Consider the following 25,380-nt stretch of genomic DNA (forward strand, 5'->3'; position numbering starts at 1 on the left):
GACGGAAGAGCTCTCCAGGTGTGTCGCGCGCAGCCTCGTGCGACAGGCATCCGTCCCCGCTTCGGAGAAATTCCGGATTGGGATAGTCACGCAGGAGTCCCTGATGAATCAAGCATTCTCGCCTTCCCCGGGTCTGAACCCGGCGATCGTCTGGCGGGACGGGCAGCTCTTCCGCAACGGACAGCCGCACCGCATCCTCTCCGGCGCAATGCACTACTTCCGCATCCACCCGGACCAGTGGGAAGACCGCCTCCGTCGACTCGCCGCTATGGGCGCAAACACTGTGGACACTTACGTGGCCTGGAACTTCCACGAGCGCGTCGAGGGCGACATCCGCTTCGACGGCTGGCGCGACCTGGAATCCTTCATCCGTCTGGCGGGAGACGTGGGCCTCGACGTCTTCCTGCGTCCGAGCCCGTACATCTGCGCGGAGTGGTCAAACGGTGGCCTGCCGTTCTGGCTCACCGGGCGCACCTCGGCGATCCGAACCAGCGACTCCGCGTACATCGCCGCAGTCGACCGCTGGTACGACGAACTGATCCCGCGGATGGTCCCTCTGCAGGCGGCCCACGGTGGACCGATCGTCGCGGTGCAGATCGAAAACGAGTACGGCTCGTTCGGCAGTGACAGTGAGTACATCCGCCAGCAGCGCGATGCGCTGACCTCGCGCGGCATCGTCGAGATGCTCACCACCGCCGATGGCACGCAGCGTGACATGGTTACGCACGGAGCTACCGAGGGTGCGATGACCACATTCACCTTCGGCACCGGCGTCGCCGAGGCTGAAGCCCTCCTTCCCGCCGGCCAATCACTGATGTGCAGTGAGCTGTGGGGTGGATGGTTCGATCACTGGGGCGAGCAGCATCACGTGCGTTCGGCCGACAGCATGATGAGCACAGTCGACGCGCTGCTTGCAGCCGGGGGCTCGGTCAGCATGTACATGGCGCACGGGGGCACAAACTTTGGTTTGTGGGCTGGCGCGAACTACGACCGCGTCGTGCAGCCGACGATCACGAGCTACGACTCGGATGCTCCGATCGGCGAAGACGGATCGACCAACGCGAAGTTCGACGCGCTGCGCGCCGCCTTCGCGCCGTTCCACGACGAGGAACTGCCTGCCGTTCCCGCGCCGAACCCGGTGCAGGCGGCACAGACCGTCGCGCTGACGGCGACCATCGGCCTGCGCGCGATGCTCGAGACTCTGCCCGCAGTCGGCGGGGCCTCCCCGATGCCGCAGACGTTCGAGCAGCTGGGCGTCGAGGACGGCATCGTCGTCTACCAGGCGCAGATCGACATCCCCGCGGACAGCAAGATCGACATCGACGGCCTGCGAGACCGTGCTGTCGTCTTCATCGATGACGAGCGCATCGGCGTCATGGAGCACGACGGTGAGCACGTGCTCACCGTTCCTGGCGGCGCGCGTCGCGGCATCCTGACGATCCTCGTCGAGAGCCTGGGACGCATCAACTACGGTCCTCTCACGGGCGAGCACAAGGGCATCCTGCGCGGCGTTCGCGTCAACGGTCGCCGGTACATCCACGGCTGGACGCACCGCGCGCTTCCGCTCGAGGTGCCGACGGCGACCGGAACCCCAGATACGGCGGGCCTCGCGACTGCGACCGTCGAGGTCGAGGCCCCGGCGGACTCCTGGCTCGCCTTCCCAGGCGGAGTCAAAGGCATGGTGTGGCTGAATGGCTTCCTGCTCGGCCGCTACTGGTCGCGGGGCCCCCAGCTCACGCTGTACGCACCCGCTCCGCTGTGGAATGCCGGCGCGAACGAGATCGTCGTGCTCGACACGGATGCGCTCCCGACCGCCGTCGAGCTGCGCGAGACGCCGGAGTACGGCCCTGTCGAGGAATTCATCGGTTCCTGACCGGACACACATAAAGAGGGGGAAGACGCCAGCACGGCATCTTCCCCCTCTTCTGTGTTCTGGCGATCAGCCCTTCACAGCACCGGCTGCCAGGCCCGAGCGCCAGTAGCGCTGCAGGCTGAAGAACAGGATGATCAGCGGGATGACGCCGAGCAGCGCGCCCAGCATGACCGCGCCCTTCTCCGGAGCGAAGTAGCTCATCATGCCGTACAGTCCCAGAGTCACCGGCTTCAACTCGGCGCTGGAGATCATCATCAACGGCAGCAGGAAGTTGTTCCAGGTGGCCACGAAGATGAACAGGAAGATCGTGACCATCGCGGGCGACAGCAGGCGCAACACGATGGTGAAGAAGATCCGGGCTTCGCTCGCGCCGTCGATGCGCGCAGCCTCGAGCAACTCGGTCGGCACCGAGGATTCGGCGTAGACCATGCCGAGGAATACCCCGAACGGTGAGACTGCCGAGGGGATGATGATCGCCCACATGGTGTTCGTCAGGCCCAGGGCATGGAACTCCATGTACAGCGGCACGGTCAGCAGCGCGACGGGCAGCAGCAGACCCGCCATGATGACGGTGACAGCGATCTTCTTACCCGGGAAGACGAACTTGGCGATCGCGTAGCCGGCCATGATCGCAAACAGGGTACCGATGACACCGGCCAGCGTCGAGTACAGGATGGAGTTTCCCACCCAGCGCCAGAACAGGTCCTGCGTCCAGCTCATGAGGCTGGCGTAGTTGGTGTCGAGGTTCCAGTTCGCGAACCAGAATCCGAATGTGTTCGTCAGGTCGGCGTTGCTCTTGGTGGATGCGACGAAAACCCAGTAGACCGGCATCAGGAAGTACACCAGGGCGAAGACGAGCGCGATGATGCCGAAGGTCTTGGCGACCGGGCCGGGAGCGATTGAACGCGGCGGCATGTCGCCGGACGTCGCCTTCAGCGGCTTGCGCTTGACCGGTGCGGTGATCAGAGAAGTAGTGCTCATATCAGTTCGCCTTCTTACGCTGCGCGAAGGAGTACACGACGGCGAGTGTGCCGGCGATGACTGCCATCAGCAGGGAGTATGCGGATGCGGGACCGCTGCCTGACGGCGAAATCTCGCCCATCATCGAGTTGTAGGTCAGCATCATGGGGGTGTAATCCAGGCCCATCCAGGAGTTCGCGCCCTCCATGATCATCGGCTCGTTGAAGAGCTGGATCGTGCCGATGATGGAAAGCAGGACGGCGAGCAACGCGGCGCCGCGCACCATAGGGACCTTGATCTTCATGGCGATCTGGAACCCGTTGGCGCCGTCGAGGCGGGCGGCTTCGTACAGCTCGCGCGGGATCGACTGGAGGGCTGCGAGGAAGATCAGCATGTTGTAACCGGTGAACGTCCACGTCGTCATGTTCGCCATCGACGCGAGGATCGTGCCCGGGGCCATGAAGTTCGTTCCCTCGGGCAGGAACTGCATGAACGGCGACACCTCGGGGGTGTACATGTACAGCCAGATCATGGCGGCGATGACGCCCGGGATCGCAAAGGGAAGGAAGAAGGCGAGGCGGAAGAACGCCGGGCGCCGCACGATGAATGAATCCAGCAGCAGCGCCAGCGCGAGGGCGACGATGATCATCACCGGGATCTGGAATGCGGCGTACAGGACGACGCGCCCCATGCCTGCCCAGAATGCGCCGTTGGTGGCAGCCGCGGCCAGGTTGTCGAACCCGACGAACGTGTCGACCAGCTCGCCGCCACCGAACAGGCCACCACCGGAGGGAACCTGCGAGAAGAACGCCGAGCGCACCGAGATGATGATCGGAATGAGGAAGACCACGGTGAACAAGATGGCGAACGGGGCCATGAACAGCCAGCCGTTGCGCGCCTCCTGCCGAGCGCGGAAGCCCTTTCTCGTACGCGGCCGGTGGCCGATGGTCTCAGCGGTAGTGGTCACGGCGTGATCTCACCTTTCGGAAGAAATAGGTCCGGCGGAGGACACACTATCGTCGTGTCCTCCGCCGGAACTGGCTGCTCAGAGAGCGGGGGAGTTACTCGGCGACTGGCAGACCGAGGTCTGTCAGAGCCTTGACCGCGGTCTGCTGCGCGGTGGTGAAGATGTCTGCGACCTGCGCGTCGCCGGCGACGACGGCGGCTGCCGTCTCGTTCATGGCGGCGAGGGTGGAGAATCCGGGAGCGTAGGGGAAGTCCGGGTTCATGTTCGCGGTGGCCGTGGCAAGCTCAGCGAGTACGTCCTGGTCGCCGAACTGGCGCAGCATCTTCTCGCTGGTCTCGGGCGTGCCCTCGGCCGCGACGACGAGACCCTGCGAGGAGAGGTCGTCGATCTGCGTGTTGAACCAGTTGTTGTACTCCATGGCCTCGGCCGGGTACTCGCAGCCCTTCAAGACTGCAACGCCGGATCCGCCGTCGGGGCCGGTCATGGCGCCGGCGCCAAAGTCGGGCAGCTGGGCGATGCGCCACTGGCCTTCGGCCGGGGTGCCATCGAGCGAGTCGAGCAGGAAGCCTGCCTCCCACGCTGCGCCGATGTGGCCAATCAGGCTGCCGTCGTTGAGCGCGATCGTGAAGGGCTCGCCCCAGCGGTCGGCCTTGAGGGTCTGGTTGGTGTCGAGCAGGTTCTGCCAGAAAGCGGCGACCGTCTGCGAGCCTTCGCCCTCAGCGTTGACGACCCACTCGTCGCCCTCGGTCGAGAACCAGGTGTCGCCGGCGGCAGCGGACTGCGCGGCGAGCCAGTGCGTGGCCTCGTCCGGCGAGAAAGCGGTGAGGTACTTGCCAGCGACAGCTGCCGTGACCGAGTCAGCGGTGAGCTCTTCGATGTTTGCGGGAGCATCGAGGCCGAGAGCCTCGAACTCTGCCGCGTTGTAGAAGTAGACCAGCGGGCCGACATCCTGGGGCAGGCCCACGACGACGTCGCCGACGCGCATGCCGGCGTATGCTCCGCCGGAGAAGTTGTCTGCGTACTTCTCCGCCTCGGTGGTGACGTCTTCGAGAAGACCCTTCACATAGAGCTGAGGAGCCTCGGAGTAACCGACCTGAGCGAGGCACGGTGCGTTGCCGGCCTTCACATCGGTTTCCAGCTTGAGGATCATGTCGGTCGCGGCACCATCGAACTTGGTCGTCTTGACCTGGATATCGGGGTGCTCTTCGTTCCAGCGCTCGGTGATCTCAGCGACGGTAGCCATGTCAGCGCCGTTGTCGAGGCGGTGCATGTACTCGATCGTGATCGATTCGCCTTCGGCGGTGTTGCCACCGGAGCCGTTACCGGTGTCGGCCGAGCTGCACGCAGCGAGCCCGAATGCCGACATAGCGCCGACGGCGACGACGGCGGCCGTGCGTGTGATTCGTGTGGTTGCCATGAGGTGTTCTCCTCTTTGAGGGTCATGTGACTGACGGTCGAGACGGATGCTGTGACACAAGCGCCGTGGAACCATTAAACCTCGAAATGTTTGCGTTCACAAGCGAGGATTGCCGTGCTGTGACTGGACTGTAATCCAAAGATGTCGTGCGCTGACATTGCTACCGCGGCGCCGGGATGAGCAGTTCGGGGTCTGTATTGGGTTTTGCGGGGCAGACTGGAGGCGTGCGAACCATACGTGATCTAGACACCGTTGAGCTCATCATTGAGGCGCAGTCCCTGCTGGATGCTATCCGCGGGCCGGAGCGCGTGATCGATGCGGGAACCCTCCGTGCGCTGGAGCAGTCCGGAAACTACGTCGTCGGATTCTTCGACGACGAATCCGGCGTGGAGCGCATGGTCGGAGCATCCATCGCCTTCTTCGGCGTTCCCGGCCAGCGCACGATGCACTCGCACATCACCGCGCTGCTGCCTGACTATCGCGGCCGCGGGTGGGGGCGTGAGCTCAAGGAACACCAGCGGCAGTGGGCGTTCTCGCGTGATGTCGGCAGAGTTACCTGGACGTTCGATCCGCTCGTTGCGCGCAACGCTCACTTCTTCCTCACGGTGCTCGGCGCACGGGTGACGGGATATTCCGTGAACAACTACGGCATCTTCGGTGGCGGCGACGCCGGCGACGAAAGTGACCGTCTGGACGTCGAGTGGATGCTGGCCGACATCGCCAAGCGGCCCGCCGATGACACCATCGCTGCGACGCTGGAGATTCCCTCGGACGTCGAGACGATGCGCGCATCAGATCCGGATGCCGCCCACGAATGGCGTCTGCGCCTGCGCGGGGAGATGGAGGAGCTGCTCGGACGCGGACTCACCCTCTCCGGCTTCGACGCCGAGCGCGGGTACCTGTTCACCGATCCGTCCTGACGGCTTCTGCTTATATGGACGGATGAGCCCCGAGGAAGAGTTCGCGCAGCATCCCGCAGAGTCCCCGTTTCATTCCCGACTGCCGATCGGTGAACGTCTGGACGCCTCGGCCCTGAGCGACGGGCTGCCCTGGGCATTCGAAGAGATTCGGATGCGCCCCCTTGAGGCGATGCTTGTGCCGGAGAACCCGCGCGGCGGCGAGGTGGACAGCTCCGAGTGCCGACCGTGCTTGCCGTCGCCAGGGACGATCTGGCAGGACGAGCATTGGCAGGTGCGGGTCATGGCAGAGCCGAGCGGGCTGCCGTTCATTGCGGCGATCTCACCTCGTGAGCACTGGTTGCTCGAGGACGCTCCGATCGAGGTTCTTGCCGCGCTCGGACCGCTTATGCAGCGCGTCTCTGAGGCAGTGAAGTCAATTCCCGGTGTTGCTCGCTGTCACTTCGGCCGTTGGAACGACGGATCCGCACACCTGCACCTCTGGGCGCTCGCACGCCCTGCCGGGATGATGCAAGGGCGTGGTGCGGCTCTCGCATTCTGGGACGACGTCCTTCCGCCGATTCCGCAGGAGATGGCTGTCGAGCACATCCGCATCGTCGCCGAGTCGCTCGCGAGCGGCGGTGGAGAGGCTTTCCCGAACCGCTGAGCACCCGGGGCTGATCGTCAGCGACAGCGCGGATAGGATTGAATCGCCCGTATTCACGGGCGCAACCCCCGCCGCATCCGACCATTGGAGCCACCGTGGCCGAACAGTCCCGTCTTGACAAGGTCATTAGCCTCGCCCGCCACCGCGGGTTCGTCTTCCAAGCGGGTGAGATCTACGGCGGCTCCCGTTCGGCTTGGGACTACGGTCCTCTCGGAACCGAACTGAAGGAGAACATCCGCCGCCAGTGGTGGCAGACCTTCGTTCGCGGCCGCGGCGACATGGTGGGCCTGGACTCCTCGATCATCCTCCCGAAGCGCGTCTGGGAAGCCTCCGGGCACGTCGCCACTTTCAGCGACCCGCTCGTGGAGTGCCTGCAGTGCCACAAGCGTCACCGCGAGGATCACCTGCTCGAGGCGTTCGAAGCCAAGAAGGGCCGCCAGCCCGAGAACGGGATGGCCGACATCGCGTGCCCCGATTGCGGCACGCGCGGCAAGTGGACCGAACCGCGGTCGTTCTCCGGTCTGGTCAAGACCTACCTCGGCGTCGTCGATGACGAATCGGGCCTGTATTACCTGCGCCCTGAGACCGCGCAGGGCATCTTCGTGAACTTCGCGAACGTGCTCACCGCCAGCCGGAAGAAGCCCCCGTTCGGCATCGGCCAGGTCGGCAAGGCATTCCGTAACGAGATCACGCCCGGAAACTTCATCTTCCGCACGCGCGAGTTCGAGCAGATGGAGATCGAGTTCTTCGTCCCGCCGGCTGACGCGCAGGAGTGGTTCGAGCACTGGGTCGAGGCGTGCTGGGCATGGTTCGTCGACCTCGGAATCGATCCGACCAACATGCGTCGTTTCGATGTTCCCGACGATGAGCGTGCGCACTACTCGGCTGGCACCATTGACTTCGAGTACCGGTTCAACTTCCCCGGCTCCGAGTGGGGCGAGCTCATGGGTGTCGCCAACCGCACCGACTTCGACCTCAGCAGTCATTCCGAGGCATCCGGTCAGAGCCTGTCTTACTTCGATCAGGCATCCGGTGAGCGCTACACGCCGTACGTGATCGAGCCCTCGTTCGGTCTGACGCGCTCGATGATGGCGTTCCTCGTCGACAGCTATGTCGAAGAAGAGGTGCCCAATGCCAAGGGCGGCACCGACACCCGCACGGTGCTCAAGCTCGACCCACGCCTGGCTCCGGTCAAGGTGGCTGTTCTCCCGCTGTCGCGCAACGAGAAGCTTTCGCCGCTCGCACGCGAGGTCGCCGATTCTTTGCGCGGCCGTTGGGCGATCGACTTCGACGACGCCGGCGCCATCGGCCGCCGCTACCGTCGTCAGGACGAGATCGGCACCCCGTTCTGCGTCACCGTCGACTTCGATTCGCTCGACGACAACGCCGTCACGGTCCGTGACCGCGACACGATGTCGCAGGAGCGCGTTCCGGTTGCCGAGCTGAACGATTACCTCGCCGAGCGGCTGAAGGGCGCCTGACCGCGACAGCATCGTGGGACGATGGCGGGATGGAGACGACGACTTTCGCCGCGACCGACGGCTTCCCGCATACAGCCCTGATCGGCGTTACCGGCCCTGAGGCGACCCTGGCTGTGCAGGGGGATTCGCACACGGTGCTGCCTTTGGCATCCGTATCCAAACCCATCTCGGCCTGGGGCGTGCTCATCGCCGTCGAGCGCGGGCTCGTCGACCTCGATGAACCAGCCGGGCCGGAGGGTTCCACGCTGCTGAACCTGCTCGACCACACCAGCGGGCTGCCGTTCGAGGGTGAGCAGACGCAGGCGAAGCCCGGAACGCGACGCATCTATTCGAATGCCGGGTTCGACGCGCTCGGCACGCACGTGGCCGAGGCCGTGGGCATGCCGTTCGATGAATGGATGACTCGTGAGGTCACAGGGCCCCTCGGGATGACTGACATTGAAGTGGTCGGTAGACCGTCGGCGGGTTACCGGGCATCGATCGCCGATCTACTGATCTTCGGTCGCGAGGTGCTGCGACCGAAGCTGGTTCCCGTCGAGCTGCGCGACCTCGCGCTCATGGTGTCGAGACCCGGGCTGCGCGGCGTCGTGCCCGGTTACGGCTCGTTCGACGACAACCAGTGGGGACTGGGATTCGAGATCAAGGGTTCCAAGAGTCCGCACTGGCTGAGCGACACGATGCCGCCCGAGACAGCCGGACACTTCGGGGGGCAGGGCAGTTTTCTGTTCATCGACCGCTCCCGAGACATCGCCGCGGCATTCCTCTCGGGGGTCGCCTTCGGTGACGACCATAAGCGCATCTGGCCCGCGCTCACCGAAGAGATCGTCGCACGCCACGGCGGACGCTGACCGGCTTTCGAGCCGGTGAACGGCGGCGGGCGCGTCAGCCGGTGATAGTCAGCTCAACCCCTTCGCTGCCCCCGGATTCCGTCCAGGAGAGCACATTCTCGAGGATGCCACGCAGTACCGTGAGGTCGACCGCCTCGAGATCTTTGATGTACAGGCACCCCTTGCCTGTAGTGTGCGGGCCTAGAAGCGCGAGCGCCTCGCCGTGCCGAGAGGTGTCATCGAGGTAGAGCGTCGATGCCGTCTTGCGCGGCGCGAAGGCAAGCACGGGCATATCGCCTTCGCTGCCGGTCGGATAGCGGTAGTGGCAGCTGCCGAAGCCGATGATCGTTCCCCACAGCTCGGGCTCGCGTCCGGAGATCTCCTGCAGCACGGCCGTGAGCGTTTCGGCATCCCGGCGTCGTCCAGCTGGCGTGACAGCGGCGATGAAGGCGCCGACGCTGCCTCCGGTCTGCTTCACTTCGCTGCCTTCGCGGCAGCCTTCATCGCTTTCTTGTTCTCGCGCACTTTCGTCAGTGACTCGACCGAGACGATATCGGCGACGCTGCGGAGCGAACCCTCCACACCGTAGTCACCGGCCGCTTCGCGCCAGCCTGCGCCGGTGAAGCCGTACTGCTTGCCCAGAAGTGCGAGAAAGATCTTCGCCTTCTGCTCTCCGAAGCCGGGGAGCTTCTTCAACCGCTTCAGCACCTCGGGGCCATCAGGGTCGCCCGTCGTCCACAGCGCCGCAGCATCCCCACCCCACTCCTCAACCAGTACTTGGCAGAGCGTCTGCACCCGCGTCGCCATCGAGCCGGGGAAGCGGTGAACAGCCGGCGTCTGACGGAATGCTTCGAAAAAGGCCTCGGGATCCATGCTGGCGATGGCGGCGGCATCCACAGCGCCGGTGCGCTGCTCGATCTTCAGCGGGCCGGCGAACGCGGTCTCCATCGGAACCTGCTGGTCAAGGAGCATTCCGACCAGCAGTGCGAGGGGGTTGTCGGTGAGAAGCGTGTCGGCGGCGCTGTCTCCGGTGATGTGAAGGGCCATGCATCCAGTCTGCCAGGGGTGACCGCCGCCAGACCCCATGGGCTGATGCGCGTGATGGCGCTTCGTACATTGCAAGCGGGCGATGCTGCAGGGGGTGCTCGATGCCCGATTTCTCCCCTTTCCCGGAATCCTTCGGCGCGATATCATCATGATATGAGTGAAGTGTTGCGCGATTTGCGCGAGCGAGCTGGGCTCAGCCAAGCGCAGCTCGCATTGCGCAGCGGTGTTGCGCAGCCAAACATCGCCGCTTATGAGTCAGGGCGGCGGAATCCGTCGGCGGCAATGGTCGATAGGTTGCGGTCGGCCATGCGCCCTTTCCCTCACGAGGCGCTCGAACAGCATCGTGACGAACTCAAGGAGCTCGCTGCGGAGTACGGGCTGAACAACGTGCGCGTGTTCGGCTCCGCCGCGCAGGGCACGGACACTGCGCTGAGCGATCTCGATATCCTTGTCACCCGCTCGCCGAACGTCGGATTGCTGACGATCGCTGAGTTCGCCTTCGCCGCCGAACAGTTGCTCGGCGTTCCGATCGACGTGGTCACAGACGGAGGGCTCCCCGCTGATCATCCGATCCTCCGGACAGCGGTGGCCGCGTGAGCGATAGGGACGAACGGTCGTTGCGTGAGATCGTGCGGTTGTGCGACAACGGCACCCGACTCGCCGGTCGAGGCCGCGAGTGGTACGTCTCGGATGATCTCAACACACCGGGGCTTGCGGCCGAATCGATCATCATCAAGATTGGTGAGAATGTCGCGCGGTTGAGCGATGAAACGATCGTCGCGAACCCGCAGGTGCCCTGGTCGAGCATCAAGCGCATGCGCGATCGGCTCGCGCATCACTACGAGGCGACCGATTATGACGCAGTGTGGGCCACCCTCAACGTCGATCTTCCCCGCGTGCGTGAAGCGATCGCATCGCTTCTCGCCGAAGCGGTCGATGATTGACCAGAGATCTGCATCGCCGGACGAACCCCATGGTTAGCGCATCTGCTGGTCGAGGACATCCCCTCCAACAGCATGAACGGGTCGTCGGTCAGTGGCGAATTGGCGGCGGTGATGTGTAGGACCGTGCATCCGGTGTTGCACTCGGCCGCGCTGACCGCAGGTCAGAATGAATACGGCGGCAGATCCCCCTCGCGGACGACGGCCTCGGTGCCTTCGTCCCAGGTGAAGGTCGAGGCTGCGGACTCGTAGGGTCCGGCGCCCGAGCCACCATCGGGAACCCACGACCGGATGATCTCGATCTCGTCCTCGGAGATGCGGGTGATCTCCGGAGCGCGTCCGTAGACCTCCTCGGTAGCTGTCTGCACGAACTCGCCCTTGTGGAAGAGCATGACCTCGTACGGGTAACCGCCCAGGCAGCAGCCCGTGAGCGGGACGACAATCCACGACAGCGTCGCGCAGGCATCGTAAGTCTCATCTGCCCAGCCCATCTCGTCCTTCAGATCCCACGTTCCGTTGGGAGCTGCGGCCAGTTCACCGCCCCAGGCAGCCAGCGCCTCACCGGCAGTGACGTCTGCGCAAGTTGCTGCGGTGATCTCCGGTGTCGCGACGCGCACGAGCATCGTCCCGCTCTGTCCGTTCCAGACGCGGTCCGCGTCGGGCAGATCGGTGCCGGGGTAGTAATCCGGAGTGCCGCCAGCGATCTCTGTGCCCGCCGGGTAGTAGGTGCCGAACGGGGCATCGACGGTTGAGAATGAAAACCCGCCGTCCTCGGTTTCGGCGGGTGAACCGTGCTGGGCGATGTCGATGACGAAACCATCGTCACGGGTGGCGTTCGGGAGTGCGATGGTCACGCAGGGCTCGGTCGCGGGGCTCTCGGCTGTCGGGCACCAGCGGCCGTTGATGTCCTCTGCCGTGGGAGTCGGCTCCGCGGTGGGCTCGGAAGTCGCGGCCGCGGACTCAGCGGCGGGAAGCTTCTCTTCGGTCGCTGGGGACGCGCCGCAGGCCGACAAGCTCAGAGAGAACACTCCGACGGTAACGAGGGCGAGCAGGCGGGACGCGGGCGAGATCAAAGGCACGTGTTTCACTTCCATACGAGGTTCCGGTCGCAATTGGTGTCGCTCTAACCGCGGAATAGCAACATAAAGTGCGGCCGGAGCGGTGGGTGGTTGAGCGGACCGGTGGGTGGTTGACCGGAACGGCGGGGCGGTCAGGCGGATGCCGCGACCGCAGGGCCGGCACCCGCAGCCCCAGCCGCAGCGGGGCTGATGCCGTAAACCGTCTCGAGGGCTGCGATGAACTCCGCCCCACGCCCGTCGGCGGCGAGTTCGTGCGCCCTCGTCGTGGGGGTGTGGGTGAGCACTCCGGCCAGGTGGCGCATGGCCTGCTCGACCCTGCCATCCTCGTCACCGCGGGCTCGGGCACGTTCGATCTCGGATTCCATGAGCGAGAGGATGTGCGTGCGGAACGCGACCACTGCCGGCGTCACACTCTGTCGGTCGCCGACGACGTTGAAGGTGTCGGCTGCTTCTCGGACGACGCTGCGCGCAGCATCCGTCGCCTGCAGTTCTTCCAGCGGTGCGTGCAGCCGAATGGTCTCGAGGTCGAGCAGGGCGACGCCCTCGAGGTGCGCCACGGCGGGGTCGACGTTGCGCGGCATGCCGAGGTCGATGACGAGCTGCGACGACTGATCGGCAGCGCCCATCGGGCATCCGCCCGCGACAGCACCGGCTTGTGCTTGCAAATGCTCGGGACCGAGAACAGGCTCGGTCGCCGTGGTGCAGGTGATCAGCAGGCTCGATTCCGTGGCGACGCGGGCGTAGTCCCGTTCAGCCACCGCGACGATGTCGTGCTTCTTCGCGAAGAGTTCGGCGCGTCCTGACGGCGAGTACACCGAGATGTTCGTTGCGCCCCGTTCGCGGAGCGTGGCCAGGGTGACGGCTGCGTAAGCGCCGGTGCCGACGAGGAGAACGCGCTCAGCAGTCCAGTCCGCGATGCGGCTGTCGGCAAGTTCCAGCGAGAGACGCACGAGTGAGCGGCCGGCCCGGCCGATCGCGGTGACGTTCTTCACTTTGCGCTGCGCCTGGCTCGCACGCTGGAACAGGCGCTCCAGCTCCGGAGACGTGGTGCCGTCCTCGCGAGCGACCTTCAGCGCACGCCGGACCTGACCGGCGATCTCGCCTTCGCCGGGGACGACGGATTCGAGACCGGATGCCACGGCGAACAGGTGCTCGGCGACCCGGCGACCCGAATGCACGGCGTACGCACCCTCAAGATCGGATGCCGTGATGCCCGTGGACTGCTCGATCGCCTCGAGCACCGCTTCCACGCCCACAGCGCCGGCAGCAGTCACCGGCTCATCGACTTCGACATACGCCTCGAAGCGGTTGCAGGTCGACACCACGACAGCACCCTGCACGCACGGCGCAATACGCAGAAGATTCGGCGCAAGGTCGTCGGGGGTGCGGCTCAGTCGCTCGAGCATTTCAAAGGAGGCGGTCTTGTGACTCGCCGTCACGCACAGCAGCACACCAGCAGTTTACGTCGCGTGCTGAGGAGTCTGCTGAAAGGGCGGTTCGTGCCGGCTGGTGGGACAATAGCAGCATGCCTTCACCCACAGCCCCGCTGCTGCGCGCGCTCGCCGGAGATCGACCCGAGCACGCCCCCGTCTGGTTCATGCGCCAGGCCGGCCGTTCACTTCCGGAATACCGCGAGCTCCGCGTCGGCACCCGGATGCTGGATGCCTGCCTCACCCCGGATCTTGCCGCCGAGATCACGCTGCAGCCGGTGCGCCGTCACGGCGTGGATGCCGCGGTGTTCTTCAGCGACATCGTCATCCCGCTACGTCTGGCCGGGGTCGACGTCGAGATCGTTCCAGGACGTGGCCCGGTGTTCGCCGAGCCCGTGCGCACACGCGCCGATGTCGACCGCATCACGGCGATCGATCCGGAAGACCTCGATCACACCGCGATCACCGCGGCCGTGCGCATCGTCATCGATGAGCTGGGGGAGACGCCGCTGATCGGTTTTGCCGGAGCCCCCTTCACCCTGGCTGCGTATCTGATCGAGGGTGGCCCCTCGAAGGAGCACCTGCGCGCTCGGGCGATGATGCACGCCGACCCTGAGGCGTGGAACCGACTTGCCGACTGGCTCTCGCGCGTCTCCCGTCGATTCCTGCAGGCGCAGCGCGATGCTGGAGCGTCTGCGTTGCAGTTGTTCGACTCCTGGGCAGGCTCGCTCAACCCCGCTGATTACCGTCAGCACATCGCCCCGCACTCGAAGGCAGCTGTGGTCGATCTCGACGTGCCGGTCATTCACTTCGGTGTCGGCACCGGACCCTTCCTCACCGACATGCGTCTGGACGGCATAGCATCCGCTGTCGGTGTCGACTGGCGTCAGCCGCTGGACGAAGCCGCCAGCATCCTGGGCCCCGACGTCACCGTGCAGGGCAATATCGACCCGGCCATGCTGCAGGCTCCGTGGGAGGTGCTCGAGAAGCACGTGCTCGACGTGCTCGCGCGCGGCCGTGCTGCGCGTGCGCACATCGTGAACCTCGGACACGGGGTGCCGCCCGAAACCGATCCCGACCAGCTCACCCGAATCGTGGAGCTTGTGCACCGCACGGCGTCATGACCACTGACCGAGACGAAGAAGCAACCGCTGAGCTGGCCGAACGGGCAGCCGAGCGCCACGTCGTCGTCGTCGGCGGCGGGATCGGCGGCCTGGTCGCCGCGCGGGAGTTCGCGAAGGTCGGCATTCGGGTGACCCTGCTCGAGTCGGCAGAAATGCTCGGCGGTGCGATCCGTCGCGCGGATCTCGCCGGACTGACAGTGGATGCCGGCGCCGAGAGCTATGCGACCCGCGGCGGGCACGTGCGCGAGCTGATCGCCGAGCTCGGTCTCACCGACCGCATCGTGACTCCGAACCCTGCTGGTGCGTGGCTTGCCGGTGTTCCCGGAGTGAACCCGGCTCCACTTCCCAAAGGCGGCATCCTGGGCATCCCGGCGAACCCATTCGCTGAGGACGTGCGCCGGATCATCGGCTGGAGCGGGGCATGGCGTGCGTACGTCGACCGCTTGCGCCCGCCGCTGACGATCGGCAAAGAGCACAGCCTCGGCAAGCTCGTCGAATCGCGCATGGGGGCGAAGGTGCGCGATCGGTTGGTCACGCCGGTGACGGCGGGCGTGTACTCCGCTCACCCGAACGACGTGGACGTCGAAGTTGCCGCTCCCGGACTGAACGAGGCGCTCACCCGCACCGGCTCGCTCTCCGGCGCCGTCGCACAGCTGGTCGCCGACCGCGCTGATCGCGCGAAGTCCGCTCCCGGCTCGGCCGTCGAGGCATTGGCCGGCGGCATGAGCACGCTGGTGGATGCCCTGGCAGCTGATCTGGTCGATCTGGGTGGAGTCATCCGAACCGGCGCTGCCGTCACAGCCCTCGATCGCACAGGCGACGGCTGGGTCGTGTCGTTCACGACCGCGGACACCGACCCGGATAGTGAGGAGTCCGAGCCCGAGCCCGAAATCATTGCAGCGGATGCCGTCATCATCGCCACGACCGAATCGGATGCTCGCGCGCTGCTGCGTGAGCAGATCGATCTCGGTGCGGCCCCCGAGGCGCCGCAGATCGAGATCGTGAGTCTGCTCCTGGATGCGCCGGCCCTGGACGCCTTCCCGCGCGGGACGGGAGTGCTGACCGCACCGGGCAGCCTCGTCGCCAAAGCGCTGACGCATGCGACGGCGAAATGGTCCTGGTTGCGGGAGGCCGCTGGAGGCCGCCACATCGTGCGTGTTTCCTTCGGCTCGCAGGGTGAGCTGCCGGCAACCGCGGAGCTTGACGAGGAGTCCGCGGCCCGCCTGGCGTTGCAGCAGGCTTCGGCGATGCTCGGCGTAGCGCTGCCCTCATCGGCCCTCATCACCGCTCACCGGGCGCGTTTCACCCAGTCTCAGCCGTCATCCCTGATCGGGGCAGGTGAGCGGCGTCGCGCCGTGCGGGCTGCTGTGGAGCAGATCGATGCTCTGGCGGTCGTCGGTGCATGGGTCGCCGGAACCGGGCTCGCACAGGTCATCCCCGATGCGAAGCTCGAGGCTGACCGCCTGCGCCGCGCTCTGATCTGGGTGTGAATGCTGGGTTGTCAAGCCCCACTGTTGTAGATGCCGATTTCGGCATATAGCGTTACGCTGGAAACCCTGGCCGACGGCGGCAACGCCAGCGGCTCGACCGGAACAACGTGAGGAGACCCCATGAAGGGGAAGATCGGACTCGTCGTCGGGCTCGGCGTCGGATACGTACTCGGCACACGAGCCGGACGTGAGCGTTACGAGCAGATCAAGACGCAGTGGTTGAAGGTTTGGCACCTCGATCCAGTGCAGGAACAGGTCACCAAGGTCAAGGGCTACGTCGGCGACAAGGCCGCCGCGGTTCCGGGCGCAGTCTGGAACGGTCTGGTGAAGGTCGCGAAGGCCGCAGGCAACGCAGACACCCCGGGTAAGAAGCTCGATTCGGCGATCGCCACCGGCCGCAAGGTCGCGGATGATCTTGAGGATGCCGTAGAAGACGCGGTGGACGAGGCCAAAAAGAATGCCGCGGCCGCGAAGAAGACCTCCACCGGTTCGACCAGCAAGGCCAAGCCGGCTGCCAAGAAGCCCTCGACGAACGGAAAGTGACATGGTTCGCGGCTATCGTGACCGTGCCGATGACAGCCTTCTGACGCTGCTCGGCGATCTTCCGGAGCTCGTCAGCAAACTCGTCAAGGCAGAGATCGACGCGGCGAAGGCCTGGGTGTCTCGCACCGCGAAGGACGCCGGCATCGGCAGCGTATGGTTCCTCATCGCGCTGTTCTTCCTGTTCTGGCTCGTACCGATGATTCTCGTCTTCGCCGTTGCGGGACTGTCATCATGGTGGCCGGTCTGGCTGTCCGCACTGGCGGTGCTCGGGTTGCTGCTGCTGTGCATGGCAGCGTGCGTCCTCCTGGGACTGCTGAAATTCCGTAAGGCGCTGCGCCGGGAGAACCCCGGGCAGGCCGTTGCTACCGATATTCGACTTGTGAAGGAGGCCGGTGATGACACTGTCTGAGCAGAGCCTGCCCCGTACCGCTGTTCCCTCCGGAATCACCGATCCTGTGGCATCCGCGCGGGCAGAGCTGAAGGCTGCGCTGGCAGCAATCGAGATCAAGGGCAACGTCCCGCGCCGCATCGAGAAGGCGTCCGTGCGCGGAGCCGCCCGGGCTCGTGCGTTCGCCGATCGGAACCCGCTGGGGGCGGTTGCAGCATCGGTCGGCGTTGCCGCCGTCGCCGGTGCGCTGGTGTGGGCGATCGCTCGCGCGATCTCTCGCTGACCCCGCTCGGTCGCACGTTTCGCTCCCGCCTCCAGAAAGAGGCACACTGGAAGCATGTCCGATGCAACCGAACAAAACCCTTCTGGCTTCACACTCTGGGCGGTCTGGCGCCGTAATCCGGACGCGCCCGTCACCGAGACCGATGCGACCGAGCTCGAGACGATCTCCGGTCACATCGAAGACTCCGGAGTCACGATCCGCGGCTTCTACGACGTCTCCGGTCTGAAGGCTGACGCGGACCTGCTGGTCTGGCTGCACGGCGACACCGCCGAAGACCTGCAGAAGGCGCTGCGTCGCCTGCGCCGCACCGAGCTGCTGCGCACCCTGCTGCCGGTGTGGAACGTCATGGGCGTGCATCGCGATGCCGAGTTCAACCGTGCTCACGTTCCCGGGTTCCTCCGCGGCGTCGAGCCCAAGGGGTGGCTGTGCCTGTATCCGTTCGTGCGCACCCCCGAGTGGTACCTCGCACCGGAAGAAGAGCGCCGCGCGATGCTCGCTGATCACGGTCGGAAGGGCGCCGCCTTCACGGGCGTCATCGCGAACACCGTGGCATCCTTCGCCCTGGGCGACTACGAGTGGCTGCTGCCGCTGGAAGCAGACGATGTCACTGAACTCGTCGACCTCATGCGCGACCTTCGCTACACCGAGGCTCGCCGTTACGTGAAAGAGGAAGTGCCGTTCTACACGGGTCGGCGCTTGCGCTTTGACGAGATCGCGGACGTTCTGCAGTAGGTCATGATGAACACTCCTATTCGTCTCGGCACTCGCCGCAGCGCCCTTGCCCAAGCCCAGTCCGGACACGTCGCCGCAGCGTTGGAGAAGATCTCCGGCCGGAAGGTCGAGCTCGTCCCGATCGTCTCGGAGGGTGACACGAACCGTGCATCCCTCTCGGAGATCGGTGGGCTCGGCATCTTCGCCACCCGCTTGCGCGAGGCGCTGCTCGCCGGTGAGTGCGACATCCTCGTCCACTCCCTGAAAGACCTTCCCACGGCCATGCCAGCCGGGCTCGTGATCGGCGCGACCCCGGTCCGGGAGGCGGCGCATGATGTCGTCATCACGCGCGACGGCACACCGCTGCATCAGTTGCCCGCCGGTGCGAAGGTCGGTACCGGCTCGCCGCGGCGCATCGCGCAGGTGCATCGCCGTGCACCCCAGGCCGAGGTGGTCGACATCCGCGGGAACGTCGATTCGCGCCTGGCGAGGGTCGAATCCGGCGAGCTGGATGCTGTCATCCTCGCGGCAGCTGGCCTCTCGCGACTGGGATCTGACACGCCACTCTCCCGTGAAGAGCTGGATCTGACCACCTGGCCCACGGCTCCTGGCCAAGGCTCGCTCGCGGTGGAGACGACCTCCGACGCGCCCGCCGAGCTGCGCGGCTTCCTCGCCCGGCTCGACGATGAAGACACCCGTCTGGCGATCTCCGTGGAGCGCGGAATCCTCGAGGGATTGGATGCCGGATGCCAGGCGCCGATGGCCGCTCATGCGGTCGTCGCCGGTGATGCTGTTCGAGTGCGAACGGCTGTCTACGCACCCGAAGGAGAGCGTGTGATCGACCTCGACGTCACGGAATCCCTGAACCGGGGGTATATTCGTGTGAACGGCAGTGGCAACGGAGCGGATACTGCCGATGGTGCGGACCCGAATCACGCAGCACGCGAGATCGGACTTTCTGTCGCCCGTCGGCTGCTCGATCAAGGGGCGGCCGGACTCGTCTCCTGAGAGCAATTCAATGATCAGCACACCCGAAACGAAGCAAGATAAGCCGTTGACCGGCTGGCGCGTCCTCGTTCCGCGAGGGGGCCCCTGGGGCGACGGTGTCGCCGCGAGCCTGCGTGCGCAGGGAGCAGTTCCTGTCGTCGCGCCACTGATCAACTTCGGCCCGACCAACGACCAGGCAGCGCTTGACGCTGCACTCGCGAAGCTGGCTGCCGGAGAGTTCGACTGGCTGACCGTCACCAGTGCGACGACGGTGGACGTTCTCTTCGCGCACCGCGCCGAGGTTCCCAAGTCGACCAAGATCGCCGCAGTGGGTGAAACCACGGCCGCAGCTCTCCAGGCGGTCGGATACGAAGTCACCCTGGTACCCGAACGCGACAATTCCGCTGCCGGCATGGCACAGCAGCTGATTGCCCTTGAGCCCGAGCCGCGCCGGATCCTGACGCTGCGCAGCGAGATCGCGAAGCCCGTACTCACCCGCTCGTTGATCGAAGCCGGGCACGACGTATCGAGCGTCGTCGCGTACCGCACCGTGGGCGTGCCGGTCACCGATCGCATCCGTCGTGACGTCGACAGCGGGCGCATCAACGCGATCCTCATCACGAGCGGATCCGTCGCGCAGCAGGTGCGCGAGCAGTTCCCTGACATCCCTGATGACACGCTGCTCGCCGCGATCGGACCGCGCACCGCAAGTGATGCTCGTAAGGCCGGTCTTCCGATCACCGTGGTGGCCGACAAGCAGACGGTTGACGCGCTGATCGACGCGGTCTCGCACTTCACGCTTCCGCATGCCGCTGACGAGTTCGCACCGTGAGCTTCCCCGAGGTTCGTCCGCGTCGGCTTCGCACCAGCCCGGCCGTTCGTGCTCTCGTTCGGGAGACTTCGCTGGAAGCACGACAGCTGGTGCTGCCGATGTTCGTGCGCGAGGGGATCGCTGAGCCGACGGCGATCTCATCGATGCCTGGCATCGTCCAGCATTCGATGGACTCGCTGCGCCGAGCGGCAGTGGAGGCGGCTGAATCGGGCGTCGGCGGGGTGATGCTGTTCGGCGTTCCTGCGGTGCGTGATGCTCAGGGATCCGGAGCGGATGACGCCAACGGCATCCTGAACCGCGCCACCGCCGCGCTGATCGACGAGGTCGGCGACGCGCTCGTCGTGCAGACCGACCTGTGCCTGGACGAATTCACCGACCACGGTCACTGCGGCGTGCTCCGCCCTTCGACCAGCTCAGGGGGCGATCCCGTCATCGACAACGATGCGACGCTGGAGCGCTACGTGTCGATGGCGCTTGCGCAGGCTCGCGCAGGCTCCCACCTGCTGGGACTGTCCGGCATGATGGACGGCCAGGTCACGGCAATTCGGCAGGGGCTGGATGCTGCCGGCTTCACCGACACGCTACTGCTCGGGTACGCGGCCAAGTACGCCAGCGCGTTCTACGGCCCGTTCCGCGAAGCCGTCGACTCGCAGCTGCAGGGCGACCGCCGCACCTATCAGCTCGATCCCGGCAACCGCCGCGAGGGGCTGCGCGAGGCGCTGATCGATGAAGCCGAAGGTGCTGACGTCGTGATGGTCAAACCCGCGATGGGCTTCCTCGACGTGCTGCGCGAGGTGCGCGATGCCGTACACGTTCCGGTCTGGGCGTACCAGGTCTCCGGCGAGTACGCGATGATCGAGGCCGCGAGTGCGAACGGCTGGATCGATCGCCGGGCCGCCGTGCTGGAATCGCTGCTGTCGATTCGCCGCGCGGGCGCCGATGCGGTTCTGACGTATTGGGCGACCGAGGCCGCTGAGTGGCTTCGGAACTGATCCGGTTTCCTGGCTGAGGAGCTTCTGATGACTGATCGCAACGATGACCTCTTCACCGCCGCGCAGGCGGTCACTCCCGGAGGGGTGAACTCACCGGTACGCGCCTACGGTTCCGTCGGTGGGACGCCCCGGTTCCTGGCATCCGCACAGGGCCCCTATGTAACGGACGCCGCCGGCACCGAATACGTCGACCTCGTCGCCTCGTGGGGTCCGGCCCTGCTCGGGCACACGCATCCAGAGGTTGTCTCCGCGGTGCAGGACGCCGCCACGCGCGGCCTGTCGTTCGGCGCACCCACCGCGGGTGAGGTCCAACTCGCCCGCGTGATCGCGGAGCGCGTGCGGCTGGGTGACCTCGCACCGATCGAGCGGGTGCGTCTGGTCTCCACTGGCACCGAGGCCACGATGACGGCGATCCGATTGGCTCGGGGCGTTACCGGACGCGACCTGCTGGTGAAGTTCGCCGGTCACTATCACGGGCACTCCGACGGCCTGCTTGCCGAAGCAGGATCTGGAGTTGCGACCCTGGCGCTTCCTGGGTCGGCCGGAGTGCCGGCGCCGATCGCCGCGCAGACGCTGGTGATCGAATACAACGATCGGGATGCCCTCACCGCCGTCTTCGCCGAACACGGCGACCGCATCGCCGCCGTCATCGTCGAGGCTGCTGCGGCCAACATGGGCGTCGTGGCTCCTGACCCGGGGTTCAACCGCTTCATCGCCGACACTGTGCACGCGCATGGCGCACTGATGATCCTGGACGAGGTGCTCACCGGCTTCCGGGTGCATCACGCCGGATTCTGGGCATTGCAGGCCTCGCTGGGCGAGGAATACCTTCCCGACATCATCACCTTCGGCAAGGTCGTCGGCGGAGGGATGCCATTGGCCGCCCTCGGCGGACGGGCCGAGGTCATGGACCAGCTCGCACCCGTGGGCCCGGTCTATCAGGCGGGAACGCTGTCGGGGAACCCGCTGTCGGTGGCCGCGGGGCTGGCCACGCTGCGGCTGGCAACCCCGGCCGTTTATGCACGGGTGGATGCCGCGGCGACACGCATTGCGAACGCTCTGGATGCGGCCCTCACCGACGCCGGAGTCATCCACGCGGTGCCGCGAGCCGGCAACCTGTTCGGGGTCGCCTTCGCGCCTGCACCTCCGCGCACCTACGCTGAGGCGCTGGCGCAGGAGTCGTTCCGGTACCCGCCCTTCTTCCACGCCATGCGTGAGCAGGGCGTTGCGCTTCCGCCGAGCGTTTTCGAAGCCTGGTTCCTTACCGCCGCACATGATGACGCCGCGCTGTCTCGCATCGAGGCAGCGTTGCCCGCGGCAGCGGCGGCAGCAGCATCCGCTCGTCTCTGACTGATTGTTGTGGCACTGTGAGCAAGTTGCCGACAGATTTGCGGCTACCGCTGGCAGACTGGATGCATGGTGACGCTGCTTCTGGATCAGACACAGCTGGAAGTTGTGCTCTCCCCGCTTGAGCGGGCCGCGACGTTTCACCGTGACAACCTGCGGATCTCTCGCGAGACGATCCAGAAGGTTCAGTTGACCGACGACGCCTGGACGTGGTTGCGCGGCGTGCCGGGCCCCGGCACGCACATTCCCGGAATCGTCGCCGCCGGCACCTGGAAGGCCGCGGCCACCACCGACTTCGTCATGGTCCGTGGGCGTCGCCCGAGCGTGGTCATCGACCTGCACGGCGATGAGCAGTTCCACCGGCTGATCCTCACCACCCGGCACGGCCTCGCCCTCACACAGGCGCTGCGGCTCGATGTCTCAGAGGATCCCGTCGATGTCGTCGAGATTGCCAGCACCGCACCGATTCCGGTGGTGAAGGGGCGTCAGCGTCCGGTGATCCGGCCGCGCCCGGCCTGAGGTCAGCGCTGCTCAGCCGCAGAATCTTCTGCGGCTGGTTCGTCTGAGGCTGGTTCGTCTGGAGTCTGCTCAGCGGACACGGTCTCGTCGCGGCCCGGCGCATCGCTTTCGGGTACTGCGACCGGCTCTGGCGTGTTGAACGCGCTGGCCATCGCGGCGAGACCCGCGAGACCGGGGAGCGGACGATCTTCTTCTGCGGGGGCGACCGTAGGCGCTTCGACCGGTTCGGGCTCGGCGACAGGTTCGGGTTCGGTGACAGGTTCGGGTTCGGTGACCGGTTCGGGTTCGGTGACCGGCTCGGGTTCGGCGACCTGCTCGGGCTCGGCGACCGGCTCGGGCTCGGCGACCGGGGCGGGTTCGGCGACGGGCTTGGGTTCGGCGACCTGCTCGGGCTCGGCGACCGGAGCCGCCAGCGGGGCCGGGGCCTGGTAGCGGTCGTTCACGAGGTCGAGGAAGACGTCCTCGAGTGTCGGTCCCCGCTGCTGCAGCGTGGTCAGTGCGACGCCGGCGCGGGCAGTCAAGCTGCCGATGGTGGCGGCATCGCTGCCGCGCACAGTCAGACCGGAGCGCAGCACCTCGAACTCATAACCCGCGCCGCTCAGGGTCTCCGACAACGCGGAGCGGTCTTCAGCATCCACTACGACCGGACCGGTCCGCGGGTCGGCGAGATTCTCCATGGTGTCGGCGAATTTCAGCTTGCCGTTCGCGATGACGAGGATCTCGTCGGCCGTCTGCTCGATCTCGGAAAGGACGTGCGATGACACCAGCACGGTGCGTCCCTCAGCGGCCAGGCCGCGGATGAGCGTACGCATCCACCGGATGCCTTCGGGATCGAGGCCGTTGGCCGGCTCATCGAGAATGAGGACGCCCGGGTCGCCGAGCAGAGCGGTGGCCGCGCTGAGCCGCTGGCGCATGCCGAGCGAAAGCGCCGAGATGCGTGTGTCGACGTCGCCGCCGAGACCGACGAAAGCGATGAGTTCGGCCACCCGCGAGGAAGAGATGCCGTTGGCCTTGGCCGCAGCGGTGAGATGACGCTCGACCGTGCGCCGAGGGCGGAAGCCGGGATCCTCCAGCATGGCGCCGACCACGCGAGCGGGATTTCGCAGTTCCGCGTAGCGCGTGCCGCCGAGGGTGGCGGTTCCCGAGGTGGGCTTCTCGAGTCCGAGAAGTACGCGCAGAGTGGTCGTCTTGCCGGCACCGTTCGGGCCGAGGAACCCTGTCACGACACCGGGATTGACGCGCGCGGAGAAGTCGGAGACGGCGGCGACAGCGCCAAAGCGCTTTGTCACGTGGTCGAACTCAATGAGCTGTCCGTCGGGCATCCGAGGCCTTTCCTGCATGGTCGTTCCCCCTATCCTGCCGGAAAACGCACAGAATCTCGCCTTTCGTGGGTGCAGAACGACCAGATCAGCCGTTGTAACGTGGCTTTCGTGACTGACATCGACGAGGCATCCGCCGTTCTGATCCGCACTGAGGGATCGCTGGGGTGGCTCACCCTGAACCGGCCGAGGCCGATCAACGCACTCAATCTCGCCATGATCCAGCAGCTCACCGCGGCACTCGAGGCCTGGCGGTACGACTCCGACATCGACATCGTGCTCATCGACGGAGCCGGCGAACGGGGCCTGTGCGCCGGGGGTGACGTGCGGATGCTGTACGACGAGATCACCGCGGGGCGACCGGAGAGCACCGCCACGTTCTTCCGCGCCGAATACACCCTCAACCGGATGATCGCCGAGTACGCGAAGCCGGTCGTGGTCTTCGCCGACGGCATCACGATGGGCGGCGGCATCGGCCTTGCCGGCCATGCCGCGATCCGAATCGTTACCGAGCGCAGCCGCCTGGCGATGCCCGAGACCCGAATCGGCTTCACCCCCGACGTCGGCGGCACGCTGCTGCTCGGCCGGGCCCCGGGACGGCTCGGCGAGTATCTCGGACTGACCGGCACCACGATGAGCGGAACGGATGCCATCTACGCCGGGTTCGCCGATCACTTCGTGCCCTCACAACACCTGCCCGAGCTTCGCGAGGCCCTGGGCAAGCGCGCCGATCCGACCAGCCCGTCTGAGCTCGTCCTCCTGTTCGACGAGACGCCGGAGCCGTCAGCGCTCGCCGATGAACGGGCCTGGATCGACGAGGTGTTCGCGGCCGACTCCGTCGGAGAGATCATGCAGCGGCTGTCCGAACGGTCTGAGCCCGCGGCATCCGCCACAGCCGAGACACTTCGAGAGCTGTCACCCACGGGTCTCGCCGTCACGCTCGACGCCGTCCGTGAGGCCCGCGAGGGCGACCTGCGCGACGCGCTGCGCGGCGAGTACCGCCGGGTGATGTGGTTCGCTCACGAGCACCCCGATCTCGTCGAGGGAATCCGAGCGCAGCTGGTCGATAAGGACCGCACGCCGAAGTGGCAGCCGGCCACAATCGATGAGCTCGAGACCGATGCCGGAGCGGCCGCTCGGGCGTATGCTCCCGAGCAGGCGCTGTGGGAATAATCAGACCGTGACCTGCGAATCGTTCGCCCTGAGCGGATAATCGCACGCGGGTATTTCGAATGTCTGAGGTTCGTGACAACCTGTGTT

General features: G+C 66.0%; 27 protein-coding genes. 19 read left to right on the forward strand and 8 right to left on the reverse strand.

The features are described from left to right. The first annotated feature begins 103 nt into the window (after window positions 1-103). The gene (locus tag ACSU1L_RS15820) at window positions 104-1,873 is read left to right on the forward strand and encodes a glycoside hydrolase family 35 protein (RefSeq protein ID WP_439256439.1); all 1,770 of its coding nucleotides are present in this window, start codon (window positions 104-106) and stop codon (window positions 1,871-1,873) included. Between the two features lie 66 nt (window positions 1,874-1,939). Here ACSU1L_RS15820 and ACSU1L_RS15825 read toward each other — a convergent pair whose 3' ends face one another. The 3 genes from ACSU1L_RS15825 to ACSU1L_RS15835 all read right to left on the reverse strand — a co-directional run bounded on the left by ACSU1L_RS15825 (window position 1,940) and on the right by ACSU1L_RS15835 (window position 5,217). Continuing rightward, window positions 1,940-2,854 carry a carbohydrate ABC transporter permease gene (locus ACSU1L_RS15825; RefSeq protein WP_438252767.1) on the reverse strand — a complete coding sequence of 305 codons (915 nt, stop codon included), beginning with the start codon at window positions 2,852-2,854 and terminating at the stop codon, window positions 1,940-1,942. A gap of 1 nt (window position 2,855) precedes the next feature. Continuing rightward, on the reverse strand, window positions 2,856-3,800 hold the full coding sequence (locus ACSU1L_RS15830; protein ID WP_439256440.1) for a carbohydrate ABC transporter permease: 945 nt from the start codon (window positions 3,798-3,800) through the stop codon (window positions 2,856-2,858). Window positions 3,801-3,894: 94 nt separating this feature from the next. Beyond that, the gene (locus tag ACSU1L_RS15835; protein WP_439256441.1) at window positions 3,895-5,217 is read right to left on the reverse strand and encodes an ABC transporter substrate-binding protein; all 1,323 of its coding nucleotides are present in this window, start codon (window positions 5,215-5,217) and stop codon (window positions 3,895-3,897) included. A gap of 224 nt (window positions 5,218-5,441) precedes the next feature. On the opposite strand from ACSU1L_RS15835, the gene ACSU1L_RS15840 reads away from it, so the two are divergent. The 4 genes from ACSU1L_RS15840 to ACSU1L_RS15855 all read left to right on the forward strand — a co-directional run bounded on the left by ACSU1L_RS15840 (window position 5,442) and on the right by ACSU1L_RS15855 (window position 9,109). Continuing rightward, window positions 5,442-6,137, forward strand: coding sequence for a GNAT family N-acetyltransferase (locus tag ACSU1L_RS15840; protein WP_438252770.1), 696 nt, complete (start codon window positions 5,442-5,444; stop codon window positions 6,135-6,137). A 22-nt stretch (window positions 6,138-6,159) separates the two neighbouring features. Further along, window positions 6,160-6,780 carry a hypothetical protein gene (locus tag ACSU1L_RS15845; protein ID WP_439256442.1) on the forward strand — a complete coding sequence of 207 codons (621 nt, stop codon included), beginning with the start codon at window positions 6,160-6,162 and terminating at the stop codon, window positions 6,778-6,780. A gap of 95 nt (window positions 6,781-6,875) precedes the next feature. After that, complete coding sequence (locus tag ACSU1L_RS15850) at window positions 6,876-8,261, forward strand: glycine--tRNA ligase (protein ID WP_438252772.1); 1,386 nt, start codon at window positions 6,876-6,878, stop codon at window positions 8,259-8,261. Window positions 8,262-8,290: 29 nt separating this feature from the next. Further along, entirely contained in the window at window positions 8,291-9,109 is an 819-nt protein-coding gene (locus ACSU1L_RS15855; RefSeq protein ID WP_439256443.1) for a serine hydrolase domain-containing protein, read from the forward strand. A gap of 34 nt (window positions 9,110-9,143) precedes the next feature. Here ACSU1L_RS15855 and ACSU1L_RS15860 read toward each other — a convergent pair whose 3' ends face one another. Both ACSU1L_RS15860 and ACSU1L_RS15865 read right to left on the reverse strand, forming a co-directional pair. Then, window positions 9,144-9,566, reverse strand: a complete 423-nt coding sequence (locus ACSU1L_RS15860) for a DUF1801 domain-containing protein (protein ID WP_439256444.1) — start codon at window positions 9,564-9,566, stop codon at window positions 9,144-9,146. Further along, window positions 9,563-10,135, reverse strand: a complete 573-nt coding sequence (locus ACSU1L_RS15865) for an HhH-GPD-type base excision DNA repair protein (protein WP_439256445.1) — start codon at window positions 10,133-10,135, stop codon at window positions 9,563-9,565. The genes ACSU1L_RS15860 and ACSU1L_RS15865 overlap by 4 nt, the downstream gene beginning before the upstream one ends. 153 nt (window positions 10,136-10,288) lie before the next feature. Here ACSU1L_RS15865 and ACSU1L_RS15870 point away from each other — a divergent pair, with 153 nt between their 5' ends. Both ACSU1L_RS15870 and ACSU1L_RS15875 read left to right on the forward strand, forming a co-directional pair. Beyond that, window positions 10,289-10,732 carry a helix-turn-helix domain-containing protein gene (locus ACSU1L_RS15870; protein WP_438252776.1) on the forward strand — a complete coding sequence of 148 codons (444 nt, stop codon included), beginning with the start codon at window positions 10,289-10,291 and terminating at the stop codon, window positions 10,730-10,732. Next, window positions 10,729-11,079, forward strand: a complete 351-nt coding sequence (locus ACSU1L_RS15875; RefSeq protein WP_438252778.1) for a HepT-like ribonuclease domain-containing protein — start codon at window positions 10,729-10,731, stop codon at window positions 11,077-11,079. Before ACSU1L_RS15870 ends, ACSU1L_RS15875 begins: the two co-directional genes overlap by 4 nt. Window positions 11,080-11,240: 161 nt before the next feature. Here the strand turns inward: ACSU1L_RS15875 and ACSU1L_RS15880 are convergent, their stop codons facing one another. Beyond that, the gene (locus ACSU1L_RS15880; protein ID WP_439256446.1) at window positions 11,241-12,155 is read right to left on the reverse strand and encodes an LppP/LprE family lipoprotein; all 915 of its coding nucleotides are present in this window, start codon (window positions 12,153-12,155) and stop codon (window positions 11,241-11,243) included. A gap of 131 nt (window positions 12,156-12,286) precedes the next feature. After that, window positions 12,287-13,594, reverse strand: coding sequence for a glutamyl-tRNA reductase (locus ACSU1L_RS15885; protein ID WP_439256447.1), 1,308 nt, complete (start codon window positions 13,592-13,594; stop codon window positions 12,287-12,289). A gap of 86 nt (window positions 13,595-13,680) precedes the next feature. Here ACSU1L_RS15885 and hemE point away from each other — a divergent pair, with 86 nt between their 5' ends. The 11 genes from hemE to ACSU1L_RS15940 all read left to right on the forward strand — a co-directional run bounded on the left by hemE (window position 13,681) and on the right by ACSU1L_RS15940 (window position 22,801). Next, on the forward strand, window positions 13,681-14,709 hold the full coding sequence (gene hemE / locus ACSU1L_RS15890) for a uroporphyrinogen decarboxylase (RefSeq protein ID WP_439256448.1): 1,029 nt from the start codon (window positions 13,681-13,683) through the stop codon (window positions 14,707-14,709). Then, a complete protein-coding gene (locus ACSU1L_RS15895; RefSeq protein WP_439256449.1) occupies window positions 14,706-16,199 on the forward strand; it encodes a protoporphyrinogen/coproporphyrinogen oxidase in 1,494 nt (497 codons plus the stop codon). Before hemE ends, ACSU1L_RS15895 begins: the two co-directional genes overlap by 4 nt. A gap of 120 nt (window positions 16,200-16,319) precedes the next feature. Beyond that, the gene (locus tag ACSU1L_RS15900) at window positions 16,320-16,742 is read left to right on the forward strand and encodes a hypothetical protein (protein WP_438252783.1); all 423 of its coding nucleotides are present in this window, start codon (window positions 16,320-16,322) and stop codon (window positions 16,740-16,742) included. Between the two features lies 1 nt (window position 16,743). Continuing rightward, window positions 16,744-17,151, forward strand: coding sequence for a phage holin family protein (locus ACSU1L_RS15905; RefSeq protein ID WP_439256450.1), 408 nt, complete (start codon window positions 16,744-16,746; stop codon window positions 17,149-17,151). After that, window positions 17,138-17,413, forward strand: coding sequence for a hypothetical protein (locus tag ACSU1L_RS15910; protein ID WP_439256451.1), 276 nt, complete (start codon window positions 17,138-17,140; stop codon window positions 17,411-17,413). The genes ACSU1L_RS15905 and ACSU1L_RS15910 overlap by 14 nt, the downstream gene beginning before the upstream one ends. Before the next feature lie 54 nt (window positions 17,414-17,467). Then, the gene (hemQ, locus tag ACSU1L_RS15915) at window positions 17,468-18,145 is read left to right on the forward strand and encodes a hydrogen peroxide-dependent heme synthase (RefSeq protein WP_438252786.1); all 678 of its coding nucleotides are present in this window, start codon (window positions 17,468-17,470) and stop codon (window positions 18,143-18,145) included. A 3-nt stretch (window positions 18,146-18,148) separates the two neighbouring features. Beyond that, window positions 18,149-19,132, forward strand: a complete 984-nt coding sequence (gene hemC, locus ACSU1L_RS15920; RefSeq protein ID WP_439256452.1) for a hydroxymethylbilane synthase — start codon at window positions 18,149-18,151, stop codon at window positions 19,130-19,132. Between the two features lie 10 nt (window positions 19,133-19,142). After that, on the forward strand, window positions 19,143-19,943 hold the full coding sequence (locus tag ACSU1L_RS15925) for a uroporphyrinogen-III synthase (RefSeq protein WP_438252788.1): 801 nt from the start codon (window positions 19,143-19,145) through the stop codon (window positions 19,941-19,943). Continuing rightward, window positions 19,940-20,935 (forward strand): porphobilinogen synthase, encoded by a 996-nt coding sequence (gene hemB, locus ACSU1L_RS15930; protein WP_439256453.1) that lies wholly within the window; start codon window positions 19,940-19,942, stop codon window positions 20,933-20,935. Before ACSU1L_RS15925 ends, hemB begins: the two co-directional genes overlap by 4 nt. Window positions 20,936-20,962: 27 nt before the next feature. Continuing rightward, window positions 20,963-22,285 (forward strand): glutamate-1-semialdehyde 2,1-aminomutase, encoded by a 1,323-nt coding sequence (gene hemL, locus ACSU1L_RS15935; protein ID WP_439256454.1) that lies wholly within the window; start codon window positions 20,963-20,965, stop codon window positions 22,283-22,285. Between the two features lie 66 nt (window positions 22,286-22,351). Next, window positions 22,352-22,801, forward strand: a complete 450-nt coding sequence (locus ACSU1L_RS15940) for a hypothetical protein (RefSeq protein ID WP_438252791.1) — start codon at window positions 22,352-22,354, stop codon at window positions 22,799-22,801. Window positions 22,802-22,803: 2 nt separating this feature from the next. On the opposite strand, the gene ACSU1L_RS15945 is transcribed toward ACSU1L_RS15940, so the two are convergent. Further along, window positions 22,804-24,141: an ATP-binding cassette domain-containing protein gene (locus ACSU1L_RS15945; RefSeq protein WP_439256455.1), complete on the reverse strand. Its 1,338-nt coding sequence runs from the start codon at window positions 24,139-24,141 to the stop codon at window positions 22,804-22,806. Window positions 24,142-24,231: 90 nt separating this feature from the next. Between ACSU1L_RS15945 and ACSU1L_RS15950 the strand changes: the two genes are divergently transcribed. After that, window positions 24,232-25,293: an enoyl-CoA hydratase/isomerase family protein gene (locus ACSU1L_RS15950; RefSeq protein WP_438252793.1), complete on the forward strand. Its 1,062-nt coding sequence runs from the start codon at window positions 24,232-24,234 to the stop codon at window positions 25,291-25,293. The last annotated feature ends 87 nt before the right edge of the window (window positions 25,294-25,380 follow it).

Source organism: Microbacterium sp. A94 (assembly GCF_051842855.1).
In the GTDB taxonomy this organism is placed as follows: Bacteria; Actinomycetota; Actinomycetes; order Actinomycetales; family Microbacteriaceae; genus Microbacterium.

Excerpts from the sequence above, each read along its gene's own strand:
- ACSU1L_RS15820 (WP_439256439.1), top strand. The coding sequence starts at position 104 with ATGAATCAAGCATTCTCGCCTTCCCCGGGTCTGAACCCGGCGATCGTC.
- ACSU1L_RS15825 (WP_438252767.1), bottom strand. The coding sequence starts at position 2,854 with ATGAGCACTACTTCTCTGATCACCGCACCGGTCAAGCGCAAGCCGCTG.
- ACSU1L_RS15835 (WP_439256441.1), bottom strand. The coding sequence starts at position 5,217 with ATGGCAACCACACGAATCACACGCACGGCCGCCGTCGTCGCCGTCGGC.
- ACSU1L_RS15845 (WP_439256442.1), top strand. The coding sequence starts at position 6,160 with ATGAGCCCCGAGGAAGAGTTCGCGCAGCATCCCGCAGAGTCCCCGTTT.
- ACSU1L_RS15855 (WP_439256443.1), top strand. The coding sequence starts at position 8,291 with ATGGAGACGACGACTTTCGCCGCGACCGACGGCTTCCCGCATACAGCC.
- ACSU1L_RS15865 (WP_439256445.1), bottom strand. The coding sequence starts at position 10,135 with ATGGCCCTTCACATCACCGGAGACAGCGCCGCCGACACGCTTCTCACC.
- ACSU1L_RS15870 (WP_438252776.1), top strand. The coding sequence starts at position 10,289 with ATGAGTGAAGTGTTGCGCGATTTGCGCGAGCGAGCTGGGCTCAGCCAA.
- hemE (WP_439256448.1), top strand. The coding sequence starts at position 13,681 with ATGCCTTCACCCACAGCCCCGCTGCTGCGCGCGCTCGCCGGAGATCGA.
- ACSU1L_RS15895 (WP_439256449.1), top strand. The coding sequence starts at position 14,706 with ATGACCACTGACCGAGACGAAGAAGCAACCGCTGAGCTGGCCGAACGG.
- ACSU1L_RS15900 (WP_438252783.1), top strand. The coding sequence starts at position 16,320 with ATGAAGGGGAAGATCGGACTCGTCGTCGGGCTCGGCGTCGGATACGTA.
- ACSU1L_RS15905 (WP_439256450.1), top strand. The coding sequence starts at position 16,744 with ATGGTTCGCGGCTATCGTGACCGTGCCGATGACAGCCTTCTGACGCTG.
- ACSU1L_RS15910 (WP_439256451.1), top strand. The coding sequence starts at position 17,138 with ATGACACTGTCTGAGCAGAGCCTGCCCCGTACCGCTGTTCCCTCCGGA.
- hemQ (WP_438252786.1), top strand. The coding sequence starts at position 17,468 with ATGTCCGATGCAACCGAACAAAACCCTTCTGGCTTCACACTCTGGGCG.
- hemC (WP_439256452.1), top strand. The coding sequence starts at position 18,149 with ATGATGAACACTCCTATTCGTCTCGGCACTCGCCGCAGCGCCCTTGCC.
- ACSU1L_RS15925 (WP_438252788.1), top strand. The coding sequence starts at position 19,143 with ATGATCAGCACACCCGAAACGAAGCAAGATAAGCCGTTGACCGGCTGG.
- hemL (WP_439256454.1), top strand. The coding sequence starts at position 20,963 with ATGACTGATCGCAACGATGACCTCTTCACCGCCGCGCAGGCGGTCACT.
- ACSU1L_RS15940 (WP_438252791.1), top strand. The coding sequence starts at position 22,352 with ATGGTGACGCTGCTTCTGGATCAGACACAGCTGGAAGTTGTGCTCTCC.
- ACSU1L_RS15945 (WP_439256455.1), bottom strand. The coding sequence starts at position 24,141 with ATGCAGGAAAGGCCTCGGATGCCCGACGGACAGCTCATTGAGTTCGAC.